The 19650-nt window shown below is 59.6% G+C and carries 17 protein-coding genes; 12 read left to right on the top strand and 5 right to left on the bottom strand.

The window, feature by feature from the left end:
- The first annotated feature begins 3 nt into the window (after positions 1–3).
- The 6 genes from ACTJK9_RS11640 (at position 4) to ACTJK9_RS11615 (ending at position 7722) form a co-directional block, all read left to right on the top strand.
- Positions 4–558 carry a sugar dehydrogenase complex small subunit gene (locus tag ACTJK9_RS11640; protein ID WP_085610723.1) on the top strand — a complete coding sequence of 185 codons (555 nt, stop codon included), beginning with the start codon at positions 4–6 and terminating at the stop codon, positions 556–558.
- A complete protein-coding gene (locus tag ACTJK9_RS11635; RefSeq protein WP_064383602.1) occupies positions 555–2189 on the top strand; it encodes a GMC family oxidoreductase in 1635 nt (544 codons plus the stop codon). The genes ACTJK9_RS11640 and ACTJK9_RS11635 overlap by 4 nt, the downstream gene beginning before the upstream one ends.
- Positions 2190–2534: 345 nt before the next feature.
- A complete protein-coding gene (locus ACTJK9_RS11630; RefSeq protein WP_085647368.1) occupies positions 2535–4139 on the top strand; it encodes a tetratricopeptide repeat-containing response regulator in 1605 nt (534 codons plus the stop codon).
- Positions 4136–4828 (top strand): sensor histidine kinase, encoded by a 693-nt coding sequence (locus ACTJK9_RS11625; RefSeq protein WP_064598685.1) that lies wholly within the window; start codon positions 4136–4138, stop codon positions 4826–4828. The genes ACTJK9_RS11630 and ACTJK9_RS11625 overlap by 4 nt, the downstream gene beginning before the upstream one ends.
- A gap of 219 nt (positions 4829–5047) precedes the next feature.
- Positions 5048–6289: a glutamine synthetase family protein gene (locus ACTJK9_RS11620; protein WP_178076447.1), complete on the top strand. Its 1242-nt coding sequence runs from the start codon at positions 5048–5050 to the stop codon at positions 6287–6289.
- Between the two features lie 68 nt (positions 6290–6357).
- Complete coding sequence (locus tag ACTJK9_RS11615) at positions 6358–7722, top strand: MFS transporter (protein WP_085610720.1); 1365 nt, start codon at positions 6358–6360, stop codon at positions 7720–7722.
- A 60-nt stretch (positions 7723–7782) separates the two neighbouring features.
- On the opposite strand, the gene ACTJK9_RS11610 is transcribed toward ACTJK9_RS11615, so the two are convergent.
- The 4 genes from ACTJK9_RS11610 to flgA form a co-directional block, all read right to left on the bottom strand.
- Entirely contained in the window at positions 7783–8529 is a 747-nt protein-coding gene (locus ACTJK9_RS11610) for a flagellar brake protein (RefSeq protein WP_039772106.1), read from the bottom strand.
- Positions 8530–8624: 95 nt separating this feature from the next.
- Positions 8625–9092: a flagella synthesis protein FlgN gene (locus ACTJK9_RS11605; RefSeq protein ID WP_039772108.1), complete on the bottom strand. Its 468-nt coding sequence runs from the start codon at positions 9090–9092 to the stop codon at positions 8625–8627.
- Between the two features lie 48 nt (positions 9093–9140).
- On the bottom strand, positions 9141–9467 hold the full coding sequence (flgM, locus tag ACTJK9_RS11600; protein WP_007960324.1) for a flagellar biosynthesis anti-sigma factor FlgM: 327 nt from the start codon (positions 9465–9467) through the stop codon (positions 9141–9143).
- A gap of 205 nt (positions 9468–9672) precedes the next feature.
- Positions 9673–10434 carry a flagellar basal body P-ring formation chaperone FlgA gene (flgA, locus tag ACTJK9_RS11595; RefSeq protein ID WP_064598681.1) on the bottom strand — a complete coding sequence of 254 codons (762 nt, stop codon included), beginning with the start codon at positions 10432–10434 and terminating at the stop codon, positions 9673–9675.
- Between the two features lie 82 nt (positions 10435–10516).
- Here flgA and ACTJK9_RS11590 point away from each other — a divergent pair, with 82 nt between their 5' ends.
- From ACTJK9_RS11590 to flgE, 6 genes are all read left to right on the top strand, one after another.
- Positions 10517–11449: a chemotaxis protein CheV gene (locus tag ACTJK9_RS11590; RefSeq protein WP_011335509.1), complete on the top strand. Its 933-nt coding sequence runs from the start codon at positions 10517–10519 to the stop codon at positions 11447–11449.
- A 47-nt stretch (positions 11450–11496) separates the two neighbouring features.
- Positions 11497–12324, top strand: a complete 828-nt coding sequence (cheR, locus tag ACTJK9_RS11585; protein WP_085610719.1) for a protein-glutamate O-methyltransferase CheR — start codon at positions 11497–11499, stop codon at positions 12322–12324.
- Positions 12325–12561: 237 nt separating this feature from the next.
- Complete coding sequence (gene flgB / locus ACTJK9_RS11580) at positions 12562–12969, top strand: flagellar basal body rod protein FlgB (protein ID WP_007960328.1); 408 nt, start codon at positions 12562–12564, stop codon at positions 12967–12969.
- A 3-nt stretch (positions 12970–12972) separates the two neighbouring features.
- Positions 12973–13416, top strand: coding sequence for a flagellar basal body rod protein FlgC (gene flgC / locus ACTJK9_RS11575; protein ID WP_007960329.1), 444 nt, complete (start codon positions 12973–12975; stop codon positions 13414–13416).
- A 15-nt stretch (positions 13417–13431) separates the two neighbouring features.
- Positions 13432–14160, top strand: coding sequence for a flagellar hook assembly protein FlgD (gene flgD, locus ACTJK9_RS11570; RefSeq protein WP_085610718.1), 729 nt, complete (start codon positions 13432–13434; stop codon positions 14158–14160).
- Positions 14161–14190: 30 nt separating this feature from the next.
- Positions 14191–15504 carry a flagellar hook protein FlgE gene (gene flgE, locus ACTJK9_RS11565; RefSeq protein ID WP_064383586.1) on the top strand — a complete coding sequence of 438 codons (1314 nt, stop codon included), beginning with the start codon at positions 14191–14193 and terminating at the stop codon, positions 15502–15504.
- Positions 15505–16218: 714 nt separating this feature from the next.
- Here flgE and ACTJK9_RS11560 read toward each other — a convergent pair.
- Positions 16219–19113: a ribonucleoside-diphosphate reductase subunit alpha gene (locus ACTJK9_RS11560; protein ID WP_011335505.1), complete on the bottom strand. Its 2895-nt coding sequence runs from the start codon at positions 19111–19113 to the stop codon at positions 16219–16221.
- Positions 19114–19650 lie beyond the last annotated feature (537 nt).

Raw genomic sequence — 19650 nt, 5'->3', positions numbered from 1 at the left:
GCAATGGACACTTCAATGACGCACAAACACGAAAAAACTCAAACCGAAAGCTCGACTGGGCTCACTCGCCGCAATCTGTTGCGCGGTTCCGTGACGCTGGGCCTGGCCGCGATGATCGGCAGTGCGCTGCCCTGGCAGTCGGTGCTGGCAGCGCAGGTTTCGAGCGACGATTTCATTGCGCTGTCGCAGTTTCTGGTCAGCCGTGCGGTCAATCCGGTTCTGGCCGGTCGTTACTACGCCGCGCTGGATAAGCGCGCGCCGAATTTCTCGACCAACGTGATTGCCCTGAAACAATTGATCGGCGCACAGGGTTACAAGCATGTCGATGAATACCTGGCGCAACCGAACCCGGATCCGTCGCTGCGGGCTACGGCCACCAGCATCATTTCCGCCTGGTATCTGGGCATCGTCGGTGAGCCGGCGGATGCCGAGTTGATCAGCTATTCCCTCGCCATGATGTATCAGCCCACTCACGGCATTCTCATCATTCCAACCTACGGTGGCGGCCCGGATTCATGGGGTCCCAAGCCAGCAGTCAATCAGGACTCGACAGTATGAGCAGCGATCAATTCGATGCCGATGTGGTGATCATCGGTTCCGGTGTCATGGGCGGTCTGATCGCCACGGGCCTGGCCAAAGCGAACAAGTCGGTGATCGTGCTCGAGGCCGGTCCCCGGGTGAATCGGCGTGATGTGGTGGAAACGTTCCGCAATGCTCCGGTGAAACTCTCGCTGGCCAACGCCAAGTTGCAGGGCGCCGGGTCGCCCTATCCGAGCCTGCCCCACGCGCCCTCTACCTATGGCGACTATCTGCAGCAGGTAGGGCCGGTGAAATACAACACCTCTTATTTGCGTGTGGTGGGTGGCACCACCTGGCACTTCGGTTCCTCGCTGTGGCGCATGCTGCCCAATGATTTTCGTCTCAAGTCGCTGTATGGCCGTGGTCGTGACTGGCCCATCAGTTATGACGAACTGGAACCGTATTACGCTCGAGCTGAAATCGAACTGGGCGTTTCCGGCGTCGACGGCCAGGACGAAAGCGGGCAGGGCGGGGACGCCTATCCGCCGCGCTCGATTCCCTATCCGATGGAGGGCCTGAAGCCGAGCTACATGTTCAAGCGCCTTTCCGAATTGCTCGGCAAGGGCGGGTATAATCCGATCCTCGAGCCGAATGGCCGGGCGACCCGTCCCTATGGCAAACGGCCTCCCTGTGCCGGCAACAACAACTGCAACCCGGTGTGCCCGATTGCCGCCAAGTACGACGGTTCGATGCATATCGATGAGGCCGAGCGCCATGGCGCCAAGGTGCTGGACAACTCCGTCGTCTACAAGATCGAGGCGGGCGACGACGGCAAGATCACCGCGATCTGGTACATGCGCCCCGACAAGTCCAAACACAAACTGACCGCCCGGGCCTTTGTACTGGCGGCATATGGTATCGAGTCGCCGAAGCTGCTGTTGATGTCGACCTCGGAAAAGTACCCGAACGGGATTGCCAACTCCTCGGATCAGGTCGGGCGCAACCTGATGGACCACACCGGCATCAGCATGAACGTCATGACCAAGGAAGACATGTGGCCGGGCGAAGGGCCGACGCAATTGCTGGTCTATCTGAACAGTCGCGATGGCGCGTTTCGCAACGATTACCCGAGCTACAAGATCAAGGTACGCAACACCGTGCCGACGTCGCAAATCACTTCGAACCTGATTGCCAAAGGCGTGCTGGGCTCGAAGCTCGATGAGCAGATCCGCCTGCAATCGGCGCGCTCCCTGAACTGGGCCGTCGACTTCGAAACCTTGCCGCTGCCGGAAAACCGGGTCACCCCGAGCAAGACCAAGTTCGACGCCATCGGTCTGCCGGTTCCCGAGATCTACTACAGCGTTCCCGACTACTGGCACGCCGGTAAAGAGAAGGCGCTGGAAGACTTCAAGCAGTTTGCAAAACTGCTCGACGCCGACATCCTCAGCACGGACACGGGCTTCCAGAACCGTCAGCACATCATGGGCACCACCATCATGGGCGATGACCCGAAAGACTCGGTGGTGGACCGCGATTGCCGCAGTCACGACCATTCGAACCTGTTCATCGCAGGCACGAGCGTCATGCCATCGTCCTCCTGCGTGAACCCGACGCTGACAGGTGCGGCATTGAGTATTCGGATTGCCGATGTGTTGGTGGCGGAGGTCTGAGAAGCGCCCTGAATTGAAAAGCCCCATGCAGAGAAATCTGGTGGGGCTTTTTTGTTTTTGGTGCAGTCCAGTCTGGCGGTTGGAGCGAGCAGGTTAAATGCAAGCTTGCAGGCCGACACGATTCAGCATTCCTTGATGTACCCGCGTTCGAAGTTGAGAACCGCCGCGCAATTAAGTCACTGCGCAACGAATCTTGAACCCCCGCTTCAAGAGAACCACTGATCCGGCCGATAACCCGTTCGGTGACTACAGAGTCGCGCGAAATCGCTTGATAGCATTTGGCCGGCAGCTATCATCTGCGCGCCTGGAAATGGTCCATCTTCTTCAATTGCCTGGAAATCCTCGATGCTGTCGTATCACCAAAAGAGTTTTCTGATCGTCGATGATTTCTCGGATTTCCGCAGTTCCGTGCGTTCGATGTTGCGCGAGTTGGGCGTCAAGGACGTGGACACCGCCGACACCGGTGAGCAGGCGCTGAAAATGTGTGCGCAGAAGTCCTACGATTTCATCCTCCAGGACTTCCACCTCGGTGATGGCAAGAAGAACGGTCAGCAGGTGCTGGAAGACCTGATGATGGAAAAGCTGATCAGCCACGAAGCGGTGTTCGTGATGGTCACGGCCGAGACCAGTCAGGCGATGGTGCTCAGTGCCCTGGAGCACGAACCGGACGCGTACCTGACCAAGCCGTTCAATCGCTCCGGCCTCGCTCAGCGGCTGGAGCGTCTGGAGCAGCGCAAGACCCTGCTCAAGCCGATTCTGCAAGCCCTCGACCGCGGCAAACCGATGGAAGTGCTCAACGCCTGCATCGCCCTGTGCAAACAGGACATCCGTTATTCGCCGCTGTGCCTGCGTTATCGCGCCGATGCGTTGCGCGACATGAACCAGAACGAAGCGCTCGAGCGCCTTTACGACAGCATCATCGCTGACCGGCCGTTGCCGTGGGCGTTTGCCGGGTTAGGCAAGTTGCTGTTCAAGCGTGGCCAAGTCAGTCAGGCCAAGGGCGTTTACGAAAAAGCCCTTAAGGTCTTCCCGATGATGCCGGCGCTGTATGACGGCATGGCTGACGTGCTGGTCGCCGAAGGCGATACCAAAGGCGCGCAGCAGGTGCTGGAGGAGGCGATTCGCCTGTCGCCGCTGGCGGTGCGCCGTCAGGCGTTGTTGGGCAAACTGGCGATGGCCAACGAAGATTTCGACACCGCTTCCCGGGCTTATCGCCAGGCGGTGAATCAGGGCGCGCAATCGCGGTTCAAGGATCCGGAAAGCAATCTCGGCCTGGCCCACGCGCTGATCAGCAAAGGCAGTGAGCGCGGGCTCGACACCCGTACGCGTCTGGAGATCAACACCACCCTCAGCGCCGTGGCCAAGGAAAACCCGACCGATCCGGGCCTGCAGATTCGCGCGCGTCTGATGAAGGCCACGAGCCTGTTGCTCAACGATGCCGAGACCGCCGAGAAGCTCACCGAACAAGCGCTGATGCGCCTGGACGGCATGGAGCAGTTCATGAGCCCCGAGGCCGCGTTGCTGGTGGCCAAGCAATTGCAGATGCTCGGCCAGACCGAGGCGGGCACCTCGATGCTCAAGAGCTGCGCGGAAATCTACGGCGATGACCCGACGGTGATGAAAGACATCGCCAAGCTCACTGACGATCCGACTATTCTCAGCTCCAGCAACGCCGCTGCCGACCTCAACCGGCAGGGCGTGCGCGTGTACAAGACCGGCAACCTGGTGGAGGCCCGCGAGGTGTTCCGCAAGGCGCTGAAGATGCAACCGAAGAACATCAGTATTGCGCTGAACATGGCCCAGTCGCTGCTGCACGGCACCGACACCAATGTGCCGTCGGCGGAGCTGGAAGAATGTCGGGCCTGCCTGAAACTGGTGGGCATGATGCCCGATACCGACGCGCGTTATCCGCGTTATCAGAAGCTGAAAAGCAAGGCGTTTGGCGAATGAACCAAGACGAGCAGGCACTGGATTTTTCCACGGTGATCGCCTCCACCGTGCACGACATGAAAAACTCTCTGGCGATGCTGATGCAGGCCCACAGCCAATGGCTGGCGCGCTTGCCCGAAGCGCAGCGCCAGGGGCCGGAGCAGGGCGTGATCGACTTCGAGTTCGCCCACCTCAACGGCATGCTGGTGCAGTTGCTCGGGCTGTACAAGCTCGGGGTCAATCAGATGCCGTTGCAGCCGGCTTATCACGAGCTGGACGACTTCATCGAGGCGCAACTGGCGGCGCATCAGGAAGTGTTCGCCAGTCGTGGAATCCTCGCCACTTACGAAGTCGATCCGCTCAGTCCTCTGGGCTTCTTCGATCGTGAGCTGATCGCCTCGGTGCTGGGCAACTGCATCAACAATGCGATCCGCTACGCCCGCGAATCGCTGCTGATCACCGTCAGCGATGAGGCGGGGCAACTGGTGCTGAGCATCAACGATGACGGCGACGGTTACCCGGCCGAAATGCTCGAGCGTCAGTCCGATTACGTGCAGGGTATCAACCACAGCAGTGGCAGTACCGGCCTGGGTCTGTACTTCGCCGGACGCATCGCCGCGCTGCATCAGCGCAACGGTGTTGGCGGCCGGACCGAGATCCGCAATGGCGGCCCGTTGGGCGGCGGCGTGTTCAGTATTTACCTGCCCTGAATCACCGATTCATCGACCGGAATTCTTTTTGTTGGCTGCTGCTTGATATTCCGAACAGCCGAAGCCTATTTTGTCCGGGTCGCCGTTCGCGGCTCGCACAATAACAAGGATTGCGTCATGACAACCGATGGCCAGCGTTCACTCGCGCAGCGATTGACGGGCATTGATGAGATTGAATGTGTCACGCCGGATTTGAACGGCGTGCCACGGGGCAAGGTAATGACCGCCGAGGGCTTCCTCGAAGGGCGGCGTCTGCAGTTGGCCCGGGGGGTGCTGCTGCAATGCATCATGGGCGGTTATCCTGCCGCGAAATTCTATGGCAGCGATGACGGCGATCTGGCGCTGGTGGCCGATCCTGCGCAGATCCATCCGTTGCCATGGAGCGAAGAGCCACGGGCCTTGGCAATCTGTGATGCCGACGAACTGACCGGCGAAAGCTCCAACCTGTCGACCCGTGGTCAGCTCAAGAAGGTCATTGCCCGCTACGCAGCCCTCGGTCTGGCGCCAGTGGTGGCGACCGAACTCGAATTTTTTGTGTTCGCTCCGAACACCGACCCGACCCAACCGTTCCAGCCGCCAGTCGGTCTCGACGGCCGTCGCGAGGACGGTCATTCGGCGTTCAGCGTCAGTTCCAACAACGGTCTGCGACCGTTCTTCAGTGAAGTCTATAAATGCATGGCGGCTCTGGGCCTGCCACGCGATACCTTCATGCACGAAATGGGCGTCAGCCAGTTCGAGATCAACCTGCTGCACGGTGATCCGCTGCTGCTGGCCGACCAGACCTTTCTGTTCAAGCATCTGCTCAAGGAAGTCGCGCTCAAGCACGGCCTGACCGTGGTGTGCATGGCCAAGCCGCTGGCGCACACGCCGGGCAGTTCGATGCACATTCACCAGAGCATCGTCGAAATCGGCAGCGGCAAGAACGTGTTCAGTGACGCGGACGGTCAGCCGACTGCAATGTTCCGCCACTTCATCGGCGGGCAGCAGGCGGGCATGGCTGATTTCACCGCGCTGTTTGCGCCGAACGTCAATTCGTATCAACGGCTGTGCCATCCGTTTGCCTCGCCGAACAACGCCTGCTGGTCCCACGACAACCGCGCCGCCGGCCTGCGCATTCCGGCCAGTTCGCCGGTTGCGCGTCGGGTCGAGAACCGTTTGCCGGGGGCCGATGCCAACCCGTACCTGGCGATTGCCGCGAGCCTGGCCGCCGGCTTGTACGGCATCGAGCATGAACTCGAACCAAGCGAAGCGATTCAGGGCGAGTTCGAAGTGCCGGACAATCTTTCGCTGCCGTGTACCTTGCACGCGGCGCTCGAACGTCTGAAACGCAGCCAGCTTGCAAAGGAACTGTTCGGCACGGAGTTCATCGAAGGCTACATCGCTTCGAAGACCATGGAGTTGACCAGTTTCTTTGATGAAATCACTCCCTGGGAACGCCGTGTTCTAGCAGCCCAGGCCTGACGAAATGTCGCCGTCGGGCTATCGTTTGATAGCCCGATACTTACTGCAAGGAGCCGCTCGGAACGCCGATGCGCCAAATCTGGAAATCCTTTCGAGCGCTGTATTTCGCCTCGCTGATGATGTTGATCGGCTCGGGCCTTCTTTCTACTTATCTGGCTTTACGTCTGGCTGCCGACCATGTCGACGGGTTGTGGGTCGGTGCGTTGATGGCGGCCAACTATTTCGGTCTGGTGCTGGGCGGCAAGATCGGTCACCGGCTGATCGCCCGGGTCGGGCATATCCGCGCCTACTCGGCGTGTGCCGGGATCGTCGGTGCGGCGGTGCTCGGTCATGGCCTGGTGGACTGGCTGCCGGCCTGGCTGGTGCTGAGGACCATCGTCGGCCTCGGCATGATGTGCCAGTACATGGTCATCGAGAGCTGGCTGAACGAGCAGGCCGACGCCAATCAGCGGGGACTGGTGTTCAGCGGCTACATGATCGCGTCGTATCTGGGGCTGGTGCTCGGTCAGCTGATTCTGGTCATGCACCCGGGCCTTGGTCTGGAACTGTTGATGCTGGTCGCGCTGTGCTTCGCCCTGTGTCTGGTGCCGGTGGCGCTGACTCGACGGATTCACCCGGCGCCGTTGCACCCGGCGCCGATGGAGCCGCGCTTCTTTATCAAGCGCGTGCCGCAGTCGCTGAGCACGGTGCTCGGGGCCGGGCTGATCATCGGTTCGTTCTACGGTCTGGCGCCGCTGTATGCCTCGCAGCAGGGGCTGTCCACCGAACAGGTCGGTCTGTTCATGGGTAGCTGCATTTTTGCCGGGCTGGTGGTGCAGTGGCCGCTGGGCTGGTTGTCCGACCGCTATGACCGGGCGCTGTTGATCCGCTGTTTCGCGCTGTTCCTCGCGGTTGCTTCGTTGCCACTGGCGATCCTGCCGCAGGTGCCGCTGGAGGTGCTGTTCGTGGTCGGCTTCCTCTGTTCGCTGGTGCAGTTCTGCCTGTACCCGTTGGCGGTGGCGTTCTCCAACGACCACGTCGAAGGCGAGCGTCGGGTGTCGCTGACGGCGATGCTGCTGGTGACCTACGGCGTGGGCGCCAGTATCGGGCCGCTGGCGGCCGGGGTGCTGATGAAGCTGTTCGGGCCGCAGAGCCTGTACGCGTTCTTCACCTTTTTCGCGTTGGTGCTGGTGTGGCGGATCCGGCCAAAAGCCGTGACCAATCTGCACCAGGTTGATGATGCGCCGCTGCATCACGTGGCGATGCCTGACAGCATGTCCAGTTCGCCGTTGGTGGCAGCGCTGGACCCGCGGGTTGACGAGCAGGTGGTGCAGGAGCAGATGCAGAATACGGTCGCTCCGGAGCCTGAACCTGAACCCGAGCCAGAACCTGTCGCGCCAACCGATTCGACAATCGAAGGTGAGGGGCCGGACATCAGCCCCGCCAGGCCGTGATTCAGGCATAAAAAAACGGGCAGTCACCGCAGTGATTGCCCGTTTTTTCATGCCTGTCGATCAGAGGTCGTCTTTATCGAACCGACGCGCTTCGCGTTGCAGTTGATAAACGAAGCGCTCGACGTTGCGCGCCGCCGGGCCGCTGATGTTGTGAAAGCGCAGGCCGGCGAAGGTGATGTTGAGTTTTTCTTCGAAGTGCAGGTAACGCAGCTCGACCGAGGTGGGCTGGTTGCCGAACAGCGGCGCGGCGATCAGGCGATCATAAACCTGGCCCAGTTGCAGGCGGTCGGTGATGTCGCCTTCGAAACGCAGTTTGCAGCCGGTGGCGGAGATATCCAGCAGTTTGCCGCCGATAGGCGACTTGAGCTTTTCGCCGCCCAGTTCGACGCTGACCAGGTCGGTCAGCTTCAAAGCGGCGCGGAAAGCATTGCGGCGCTGGTGATAAACCACTTCGGTGGGCAGGTCGCCAGTGTAGAAACGATCGCCACTGGATTCTTCGATGTTCAGCGTGCCGTTGCATTCCCAGGCAATGCGCACGCCGTCATGAAAACCTTCGACCTTGAACGGCTCGCCAGCCAGCAGGAAGCGTTCGCCATCGCGCGGGATCATTTCGTCCAGGGCAATCGTGGCGGTTTCCCGGTCAACCTTGATCAGGTAGCTCTGGAAGCGCTGGCTGCGCTCGTGGAAGGTGATGATCAGAGGATCATGGCTTTCTTGCAGCTGGCGCAGGTTGCTGGAGATTTCCAGAGGTGTAGTGAGCACCTTTGGGGGCTGCGGAGCATCATCCGCGCTGAGGACGTTGGACACGTTGAATCAATCTCCAGACAAAATTTGACTATGGCTGGCCAGTATTTTGCCAGCATGTTTCGCACGTTGATAGGGCGCAAGCATAGAAGAAAGCATCACGCCTGGCTGAGCGCGCGCGGTTTCTGCAGTTTGGAGAAGGTGCCACTGGCATCGTAGAGCGCGGGTGGCTCGCCGCCGGTGAGGATTTTCAGCTGATTGGCCGTGGCGGCCTGTTGCATGATGATCGACTGGCCATTCCTGGCATTGGCTGCCTGGCACTGAGCGATCAGATCGGTCAGGACATCGCTCTGGCTGAGCAACTGGTCGCCGATGCTCGACTGGCTGGCCAGTTGTTCCAGGCCGGCGCGGTCGAGCGACAGATTGAGACTGGCGAGGATTTCGCTGCGCTTGCGGCCATGCTGTTCGAGCAGAATGATCAATGCCTGCTTGTTCGCCAGAATTTCTTCCAGCAGAGGCATGTCGCGACCGTGCAAGGCGAGGGACTCGGTTTGCAGTAACTCCAGCAATTGTTGAGCTGGAGCAAAGTCGTCGATGATCAGTTGCAATAAATTAGTGTCGTGCATGGCTGGCCTTGGGTTTTAAGCGTCCAAAAGCCTGGCGCTGACCGAGGCCTAGCGCTGGGCTTCGAAATTGAGCAGTTTGCTGGCTACACGGTTGCTGTCGACCTTGTAGCTGCCATCGGCAATCGCTGCTTTCAACTCGGCCACGCGGGCCTTGTCGACGGCAGGCTGATCACGCAGCTTGTCAGTGACCTTCTGCAACTGTTGAGCCTCATTGCTGAGGTGTACCGATTCCCCGCTTTTTGCGGTACTGGCCTGTTCGGCCGGGGTATTCAGCGGCGCGGAGGTGCCGGTTTCGGCGGTTTCCTTGGCGTTGCTGGTACGTGTACTGCCCGTAAGTGACGAGGAGCTGTTCAAACGGCTGAAATCGATGACCATGTTAAAAACCTCTGGGAATTTGGACGCTTGCCATGTTCTCGGCCATCCCCTGGAAAACTTTAGGCCCATTTAGCAATGAGCTTGCATGCGCCGTTGCAGGTCCTGCTGAGGCACAGTTTAGGGAACAGCTCTGGTCAGCGCCAGTTTTCTGCCAAACGCTCAGGGGCTTTTCAAATATCCGTTCATCCTGCCGCTCACTCGCCGCTTACATCGCTACTTCCACCTGGCCGGGCGCCACAACCTGCGCCTTGATGACCCGCTGGGAGTTGAGGTTCTTCACTCGAATCTGTTCTTTCAGGCCGCCGTTGGCCAGCGCTTCGCCCGGCATCCGTACGGCGAGGGTGCCGCTGCGGGCAGTGATCACCACTTGATCGCCCTTGCGAACGACTTCCGCCTGTTCCAGATGCACCAGGGTAATGACTTGATCGGCTACCGTTGGTCGGGTCAATTTCTGGCCGATGGCTTCATCCACCGACGTCAGGAAACCCTGATTGATCGTGCTGACGTCGCGCTCGCGCAAGGTCACGTCCTGCGGCTCGATGATGCCGGCGCGCTTGAGTGGCCGGGTGGTGGTGACAATCTCGCGAAACAGGCGGACTTGAGCGGGCACGAACACCGTCCAGGGGGAGGCGCCTTCGCAGCGGACCTTGACCGTGACACGGCCCAGTGGACGTGCCGGACTCTCCAGTGTCGCTGTCAATTCCTTGTCGCACATAGGCATGCGCATGCGTGGATCGAGCTGGTTGACCTCGATTTCATAACGGCCTTCCGTTTGACTGGTGGCCAGATAGTCTTCTACGGTGAATTCAAGAAAGCCCTGAGTGACGCCGATAAGCATGTCAGGCATGGTAACCGCATCAGCAACGGCAGGGCTGCCAGCGAAAGACAGGCAAACGGCGGACATCGCGCAAAGCCCTCTGCGGAGGGGAGATGTCAGGCGTCGGAAAAATGTCGTTTGAGCGTTCATACGAGTTAAAAAGCAAGCGCCGTGCCGTTTAGCAATGAATGTGCGTCGCAACAACACTTGGCGTTGGTGTAGGAGTCTGGGCATGGCTGGTGTAATGGATTCGGTGAACCAGCGCACGCAACTGGTGGGGCAGAATCGCCTGGAGCTGTTGTTGTTCCGTCTCGACGGTCAGCAGCTCTACGGGATCAACGTGTTCAAGGTTCGGGAAGTGCTGCAGTGCCCGCAACTGACGCTGATGCCCAAGTCCAGTCCTGTCGTGTGCGGGGTGGCGAATATCCGGGGGGCGACCATTCCGATTCTTGATCTGGCGATGGCGACCGGCTCCGGTGCTTTGAAAGACAAGAACAGTCCGTTTGTGATCATCACGGAATACAACACCAAGACCCAGGGTTTCCTGGTGCGCTCGGTGGAACGTATCGTGAACATGAACTGGGAAGAGATTCATCCGCCGCCCAAGGGCACCGGACGCGATCACTACCTGACCGCTGTGACTCGGGTCGACAATCAGTTAGTCGAAATCATCGACGTCGAGAAGGTGCTGGCGGAAGTTGCGCCGACCCCGGAAGCGATTTCGGTCGGCGTGGTGGATGTCGAGACCCAGAGCAAGGCGTTGTCGCTGCGGGTGCTGACGGTCGATGACTCGTCGGTGGCGCGCAAGCAGGTGACGCGTTGCCTGCAGACGGTCGGTGTCGAAGTGGTGGCATTGAACGATGGCAGGCAGGCGCTGGATTACCTGCGCAAGCTGGTCGACGAGGGCAAGAAGCCGGAAGAAGAGTTCCTGATGATGATCTCCGACATCGAAATGCCGGAGATGGACGGGTACACCCTGACGGCCGAGATTCGCAGCGACCCTCGCATGCAAAAGCTTCATATCATCCTGCATACTTCGTTGTCGGGTGTGTTCAATCAGGCGATGGTCAAGAAAGTCGGTGCCGATGACTTCCTGGCCAAATTCCGTCCTGATGACCTGGCATCCCGGGTAGTCGACCGGATCAAAGCAGCAGACATCAGCTAAGGGCCTTCTGCCCTCGGCGTTCAACACGATTTAAGAGGCGGCATCATTTGTCTACGGGTAATTTGGATTTCGAACAGTTCCGGGTCTTCCTGGAAAAAGCCTGTGGCATTTTGCTCGGTGAAAACAAGCAGTATCTGGTCTCGAGCCGTCTCAACAAACTGATGGAGCAGCAAGGCATCAAGTCCCTGGGTGAGCTGGTTCAGCGCATCCAGACCCAGCCGCGCAGCGGTTTGCGCGAGCAAGTGGTCGATGCCATGACGACCAACGAAACCCTGTGGTTTCGCGACACCTATCCGTTTGAAGTCTTGAAGAACAAGGTGCTGCCCGAAGCGATCAAGGCCGCTCCCAACCAGCGTCTGCGGATCTGGTCGGCGGCCTGCTCGTCGGGTCAGGAACCCTACTCGCTGTCGATGTCGATCGACGAGTTCGAGCGGACGAACATCGGTCAGTTGAAGATGGGCGTGCAGATCGTTGCCACGGATCTGTCCGGCAGCATGCTGACCAACTGCAAGACCGGCGAGTACGACAGCCTGGCGATTGGCCGCGGCTTGTCCGCCGATCGTCTGCAGCGCTACTTCGACCCGAAAGGGCCGGGGCGCTGGGCGATCAAGGCGCCGATCAAGAACCGGGTGGAATTCCGCTCGTTCAACCTGCTCGACAGCTACGCAAGCCTTGGCAAGTTCGACATCGTGTTCTGCCGCAACGTGCTGATCTACTTCTCCGCCGAGGTGAAGAAGGACATCCTGTTGCGCATCCACAGCACGCTGAAGCCGGGCGGTTATCTGTTCCTTGGCGCTTCCGAAGCGCTGAACGGTCTGCCGGATCATTACCAGATGGTTCAGTGCAGCCCGGGGATCATCTACCAGGCGAAGTGAAACACTGGCGACACAAAAAACGGGAGTCCTCAGGGGCTCCCGTTTTTTTATGCCTGAAGGTTTTTGCCGGTGGCAGGCGGCAGAAAAGCGGCATCCGGCGGAAACCGGTTGCCGCTTTTCTGGCATTGCCGTGTTGCCGATTGCATGCACAGCCCCGTAATCCGGGGCTTTCTCAAACTGGCACGCCGCTTGCTATAACCCAGTTACGAAAAATCCGGTCACCTGAAGGTTCCCGACATGAGCATCAGCTTCGATAAAGCGCTCGGCATTCACGAAAAGGCTCTGGGCTTCCGCGCCCAGCGTGCCGAAGTGCTGGCCAACAACATCGCCAACGCCGACACCCCGAATTACAAGGCGCGGGATCTGGAGTTCTCCAAAGTGCTCGAAGCACAGAGCCAGAAGAACGCCAACGGCACCATCGCCCTGAACATGACCAACAGCCGTCACATCGAAGCTGAAGGTCTGGGCAATGGCGACGAGTCGCTGATGTATCGCACGCCGATGCAGCCGTCGATCGACCAGAACACCGTGGACGCCCAACTGGAACAGTCGAACTACGCGGAAAACGCCGTCGGCTTCCAGGCCAGCTTCACCCTGCTCAACAGCAAATTCAAAGGGCTTGTGTCAGCCCTGCGCGGAGAGTAATCCATGTCCCTGTCCAGCGTTTTCAACATTGCCGGCAGCGGCATGAGCGCCCAGACCACCCGTCTCAACACCGTGGCCTCGAACATCGCCAACGCCGAGACCGTCTCGTCGAGCATCGACCAGACTTATCGCGCCCGTCACCCGGTGTTCGCCACCATGTTCCAGGGCGGCCAGAGCGGCGGCAGCAATTCGCTGTTCCAGAACCAGGACGCGGCCGGTCAGGGCGTGCAGGTGATGGGCGTGGTCGAAGACCAGAGCAACCTCGAAGCGCGCTACGAGCCGAACCATCCGGCGGCCGACGCCAAGGGCTACGTCTACTACCCGAACGTCAACGTGGTGGAAGAAATGGCTGACATGATTTCCGCGAGCCGGTCGTTCCAGACCAACGCCGAAATGATGAACACCGCCAAAACCATGATGCAGAAGGTACTGACCCTCGGTCAGTGATAAGGGGCGACTGCCATGAGTGTTACTGATACCACCAGCAGCCTGACGATGAACGACATACTGGCCAACTCTTCGAAGAAGACCAGTAGCACCACCGCCGGCGGCATCGCTTCGGCCACCAACAGCTCGACTGGCGGCCAGGCCCTGGGCAAGGACGCGTTCCTGCAACTGCTGGTGACTCAGCTGAAGAACCAGAACCCGCTCGACCCGCAGGACAACAGCGCATTCGTTGCCCAGCTGGCGCAGTTCAGCAGCCTCGAGGGGATCACCACCCTCAACAGCACCGTCAGCTCGCTGGCCGGCAACTACAACTCGTCGCAAGCCCTGCAGGCTTCGTCGCTGGTGGGCCGCAATGTGATTGTGCAGACCAACACGGTTCAGCTGGACGATCCGAGCAAAGGCATGACCGGTTCGGTCACCGTTCCGTCGTCGATTGCCGGCGGTACCGTCACCATCACCGACAGCAGCGGCGCCACCGTTCGCACCATTGATCTGGGCAGTCGCGCCGCAGGCGATGCAAGCTTCACCTGGGACGGCAAGGACAAGGACGGCAACCTGGTGAAAACCGGTACCTACACCGTCAAGGCCAACGCCTCGATCAACGGCACCGCGACCGACCTGGCGACCTACCTGCCAGCCACGGTCACCAGCGTGACGATCAGCCAGACCGGCGGCGAGCTGATGCTCAACCTGTCCGGCAAGGGCACCGTCGCCCTGTCCAAAGTACAAACCATTGGTATATAGAGCCGACTAACCGGCACAAAGGAGTGGAATATGTCTTTCAATATCGGCCTTAGCGGTCTCTATGCAGCCAACAAGCAACTGGACGTGACCGGCAACAACATCGCCAACGTCGCGACCGCCGGTTTCAAATCCTCCCGTGCAGAATTCGAAGACGTCTACTCGGCGACTCGCCTGGGCAGCGGCAGCAAGGTCATCGGCAACGGCGTGCGCCTGGCCAACGTTTCCCAGCAGTTCACCCAAGGCGACATCAACAACACCGGCAACGTGCTGGATATGGGGATCAATGGTTCGGGCTTCTTCACCCTGAGCAACAACGGTTCGATCTCCTACACCCGTGCCGGTACGTTCAAGGTCGACAAGGACGGCTTCATCACCAACACCGACTACACCTCTCGTCTGCAAGGCTACGGTGTGGATTCCAACGGCAAGATCATCAACGGCGTGTTGACCGATCTGAAGATCGACACCTCGAACCTGGCGCCGAAGTCCACCTCGCTGGTGACCTCGACCATCAACCTGAACTCGACGGCTCCGGTGATCGACGACACAGCAGTGGCCGGCAAGTTCGACCCGACCAACCTCGCGACCTACACCAAGTCGTTCAGCACTCCGATCTATGACAGCCAGGGCAACTCCCATGTCATGGATCAGTACATGGTGAAGACCGGCGCCAACACCTGGAAGGTCTACACCCTGGTGGACGGTCGCAACCCGGATGCTACCGGCAGCGATCCGAAAGTCACTGCGCCTGTCGCATCGACCATGACCTTTGACTCCACTGGCAAGCTGACTCAGGTCAGTACTCCGCCTGCCGTGATCAGCAGCGACCTGAAACTCACTGGCTGGGTACCGGGCACTGTCACCAACGGCGTGTGGACGGCCAACGGTGCTTCGGCTAACCCGGCCGGCATTACCATTTCGATGGCCAAGACCACTCAATACAACGCTGACACCGCGCGTTCGATTCCGACTCAGGATGGTTATGCCACTGGCCAGATCACCAACCTGACCATCGACGGTACCGGTACGCTGTTCGCCAACTTCAGCAACAACCAGAGCAAGGCCATCGGCCAGGTCGCGCTGGCGAGCTTCACCAACGAGCAGGGCCTGCAGCCAATCGGTGGTACCAGCTGGAAAGAAACCTTCGCTTCGGGTATCCCGGGCTACGATGCACCGGAAACCGGTACGCTGGGTTCGGTTGTTTCGAACTCGCTGGAAGAGTCCAACGTTAACCTGACCAATGAGCTGGTTGATCTGATCAAGGGTCAGAGTAACTATCAGGCGAATGCCAAGACCATTTCGACTCAGAGCACTATCATGCAGACCATTATTCAGATGACCTGATTTCTGGGTTTGGTTTTGTACGGGAGCCCCTCTTTTTGAGGGGCTTTTTTTTGGCTGGGGGTTGGGGTGTTTATCCGTTGCTTCGGGTGCTGCCGCTGGCGGTTTCGCCCTTACGGCGAGTCACTTTTGCAGACGCCCAAAAGTAACCAAAACGCTGGGCCCCGGCGTTCGGCACCTCGCTTTGGCTCGGTGTTCCTTCGTTACGGGATTCATCCGGGGGCATCGCCTACGGTTTGCTTCGCTGCACCTCCTCTCGATGCATGCGGCTGCGCCGCACGGTCGCTGCGCTCCCACCCCCGGATNNNTCCCTCCACTCAGCCTTCCGATGGGGCCGGCACGTCAAAAGCGGTACTCGAGCTAACGCTCATCGTGTTGAGTGGTGGAGAGCGGAAGCAGAAGCAGCAGCGGAAGTGGAAGCAGGAGCAGGAGCAGGAGCAGGAGCAGGAGCAGAGAAAGCAGGAACAGAGAAAGCAGGAACAGAGAAAGCAGGGGTTGAGTTGTATGCGTTTCAAAATCCAAGTTCACCTCGGTATTTCACGTCGGCGTATCTCTATAAAACACCTCGGTCAGTCCCCTCTCCCTCCGGGAGAGGGTTAGGGTGAGGGCGGCTTTTGCTTTTGCTTTTTGCGCGGGCAAAAGAAAACCCCCGACAAACCAGAAGTCTGTCGGGGGTTTCTCGGATCAGGCGTTTCGCAACGCCCGATTCAGCTCAGCTTATTGGCAAGCTTCGCAATCCGGCTCGTCGATGGCGCAAGCCTTCGGTACTGGAGCCGGGCCGGCAGGGGCTGCCAGGACCGAGTCGTCGCCGTGGTTGCCGCCGCTGGAAACAGCGTTCAGCTTGCCGGTGTTGATGGTCGACTTCTCGGTGCTGGTCGCGGCCAGGGCACGGAGGTAGTAGGTGGTTTTCAGACCACGGTACCAGGCCATGCGGTAGGTCACGTCCAGCTTCTTGCCCGAAGCGCCGGCGATGTACAGGTTCAGCGACTGAGCCTGGTCGATCCACTTCTGACGACGGCTGGCGGCGTCAACGATCCACTTGGTGTCCACTTCGAACGCGGTCGCGTAGAGCTCTTTGAGTTCTTGCGGGATGCGCTCGATCTGCTGAACCGAACCGTCGTAGTACTTCAGGTCGTTGATCATGACCGAGTCCCACAGGCCGCGAGCCTTCAGGTCGCGAACCAGGTACGGGTTGATCACGGTGAATTCGCCCGAGAGGTTCGATTTCACATACAGGTTCTGGTAGGTCGGTTCGATCGACTGCGAGACGCCGGTGATGTTGGCGATGGTTGCGGTCGGTGCGATGGCCATGATGTTCGAGTTACGGATGCCTTTCTGTACACGGGCGCGAACCGGTGCCCAGTCCAGGGACTCGGTCAGGTCGACGTCGATGTACTTCTGGCCACGTGCTTCGATCAGGATCTGTTGCGAATCCAGCGGCAGTACGCCTTTGGACCACAGCGAACCCTGGAACGTCTCGTACGAGCCGCGCTCGTCGGCCAGGTCGCAGGAAGCCTGGATCGCGTAGTAGCTGACCGCTTCCATCGACTTGTCGGCGAACTCGACGGCAGCGTCGGAACCGTAAGGGATGTGCTGCAGGTACAGCGCGTCCTGGAAGCCCATGATGCCCAGGCCGACCGGACGGTGACGGAAGTTGGAGTTCTTCGCCTGCGGTACCGAGTAGTAGTTGATGTCGATCACGTTGTCGAGCATGCGCACGGCGACGTCGATGGTGCGCTTGAGCTTGGCGGTGTCCAGCTTGCCGTCGACGATGTGGTTCGGCAGGTTGATCGAGCCCAGGTTGCAGACCGCGATCTCGTCCTTGTTGGTGTTCAGGGTGATCTCGGTGCACAGGTTCGAGCTGTGAACCACGCCGACGTGCTGCTGCGGGCTGCGCAGGTTGCACGGATCCTTGAAAGTCAGCCATGGGTGGCCGGTTTCGAACAGCATCGACAGCATCTTGCGCCACAGGTCTTTGGCCTGGATGGTCTTGAACAGCTTGATCTTGCCCGGGTATTCGGTCAGGGCTTCGTAGTACTCGTAGCGCTCTTCGAAGGCCTTGCCGGTCAGGTCGTGCAGGTCCGGTACTTCGGACGGCGAGAACAGGGTCCACTTGCCGTCATCGAAGACGCGCTTCATGAACAGGTCAGGGATCCAGTTGGCGGTGTTCATGTCGTGGGTACGACGACGGTCATCACCGGTGTTCTTGCGCAGCTCGATGAACTCTTCGATGTCCATGTGCCAGGTTTCCAGGTAGGCACAGACAGCGCCTTTGCGCTTGCCACCCTGGTTAACGGCGACGGCGGTGTCGTTCACCACTTTCAGGAACGGAACCACGCCCTGCGACTTGCCGTTGGTGCCCTTGATGTACGAGCCCAGCGCACGAACCGGGGTCCAGTCGTTGCCCAGGCCGCCGGCGAATTTCGACAGCATGGCGTTGTCGTGGATCGCGTGGTAGATGCCCGACAGGTCATCCGGCACGGTGGTCAGGTAGCAGCTCGACAGCTGTGGACGCAGGGTACCGGCGTTGAACAGGGTCGGGGTCGAAGCCATGTAGTCGAACGAGGACAGCAGGTTGTAGAACTCGATCGCACGGTCTTCTTTCTGCTTCTCTTCGATCGCCAGGCCCATGGCCACGCGCATGAAGAAGATCTGCGGCAGTTCGAAACGCACGCCATCCTTGTGGATGAAGTAACGGTCGTACAGGGTCTGCAGGCCCAGGTAGGTGAATTGCTGGTCACGCTCGTGGTTGATCGCCTTGCCCAGTTTTTCCAGGTCGAAGGAGGCCAGCACAGGGTTCAGCAGTTCGAACTCGATACCTTTGGCAACGTAGGCCGGCAGTGCCTTGGCGTACAGGTCGGCCATTTCGTGGTGAGTGGCGCTCTCGGCCACGCCCAGGAAGCCCAGGCCCTCGGCGCGCAGGGTGTCCATCAGCAGGCGGGCGGTCACGAACGAGTAGTTCGGCTCGCGCTCGACCAGGGTACGGGCGGTCATCACCAGCGCGGTGTTGACGTCGTTCAGGGCCACGCCGTCGTACAGGTTCTTCAGGGTTTCGCGCTGGATCAGGTCGCCGTCGACTTCGGCCAGACCTTCGCAGGCTTCGGTGACGATGGTGTTCAGGCGGCCCATGTCCAGCGGCGCGAGGCTGCCGTCGGCGCGGGTGATGCGGATCGACGGGTGCGCCTGTACCGGTGCTTCGGCGGTGGTGCGGGTGGCGCGTTCCTTGGAACGGGCGTCACGGTAGATCACGTAGTCGCGAGCCACTTTCTGCTCGCCGGCACGCATCAGGGCCAGTTCGACCTGGTCCTGGATTTCTTCGATGTGGATGGTGCCGCCCGACGGCATGCGACGCTTGAAGGTCGCGGTGACCTGTTCGGTCAGGCGGGCAACGGTGTCGTGGATTCGCGACGAAGCGGCAGCGGTGCCGCCCTCAACTGCGAGGAACGCTTTGGTGATAGCGACGGTGATCTTGTCATCGGTGTAAGGAACGACAGTGCCATTACGCTTGATCACACGCAGTTGGCCAGGCGCGGTGGCAGCCAGATCCGAATTCGAATCGGCGGCCTGCGGCAAGGTGCCCTGCGGGTTCTCGCGAGTTGTGTCGGTTTGCATGGGGGGTGATCTCCACATTCTCTATGTTTGTTTGGGCACCATCATGGTGCTCACCGTTCTGGTCCGAAGCACTACAACCGACGGGCGTCGGGCATAACAACTTCGGACCAGTAGGAAAAAGGCTAATGACGCCGCATCCTTGCCGAAGTTTTCGGCCACGAGCCAAGGCTCGAGCCGGATTACTTCCAGGGTGACAGTAATGACTGCAACACCCGTACCGTTCCGGTCGTTGCCAACCTGAAAAACGGTGCCATCCGCAAGTGCGGTTTGGGCTTTGAAAAACTTGCTTGGTTCAACCGGAAACTGGCAATAAAGCACTTGAGTTTCAGGTCCGAAATGTGGTTGGGCTCTGGAATGGAAAACCCTATATGTAGGGTCTGTCCTCGCGCCGTGCTACAAGATAATGCGTTTCGAGGGGGCTTGCAACGTACGAGCTGTGGATAAACCTGTGCGTAAATTGTGTAAGAAACCAGGAATTCCCGTGTAGGCCGCGAACCTGCTGAGCTAGACCGTCTGTCACTGTTTTTCACCGCAAAA

Source organism: Pseudomonas sp. 22082, from assembly GCF_052046055.1.
GTDB classification, from domain to species: Bacteria; Pseudomonadota; Gammaproteobacteria; order Pseudomonadales; family Pseudomonadaceae; genus Aquipseudomonas; species Aquipseudomonas pharyngis.
This window is presented reverse-complemented; position numbering and strand designations above follow the sequence as displayed.